The organism is Enterobacter sp. IF2SW-B1, from assembly GCF_001743375.1.
GTDB classification, from domain to species: Bacteria; Pseudomonadota; Gammaproteobacteria; order Enterobacterales; family Enterobacteriaceae; genus Enterobacter; species Enterobacter bugandensis.
Genome location: NZ_MJAA01000370.1, coordinates 1 through 362 on the forward strand (window position 1 = coordinate 1; position 362 = coordinate 362).

Annotated in this window: 1 pseudogene; it reads right to left on the reverse strand. The window is 67.4% G+C overall.

Annotated features, from left to right (window positions below):
• Nucleotides 1-362: pseudogene (locus A6013_RS24700) on the reverse strand (Zn-dependent hydrolase); the annotation flags it as partial.

Below are 362 nucleotides of genomic sequence, written 5' to 3' on the forward strand. Positions count from 1 at the left end.
CGGCACGACGTTGCGCGAGTTTGGCGTAACCTGCGCCATACCGATGGTCGCACGTCCGTCCGGCGCGTGCCGATAGCCAATCTCCTCCACCTTCAGCGCCAGCTCCGAGAACGCGGTCAGCGCGTCGCGTCGGCGGTGCATTGGCGTGGTGCCCGCGTGGGCGGCAACCCCGTCCAGCGTCAGGGTAAACCAGCGCTGGCCCCTTGCCGCGCGGACTAACCCGATATCCAGGGCTTCCTCTTCCACAATCGGGCCCTGTTCGTTGTGCAGCTCGTAGCAGGCGTGAGCCGGAACCGCGCGGGCAGGGGCTTCACCCCGGTAGCCGCTGCTTTCCAGCGCTGCACCCACGCAGATACCGTATC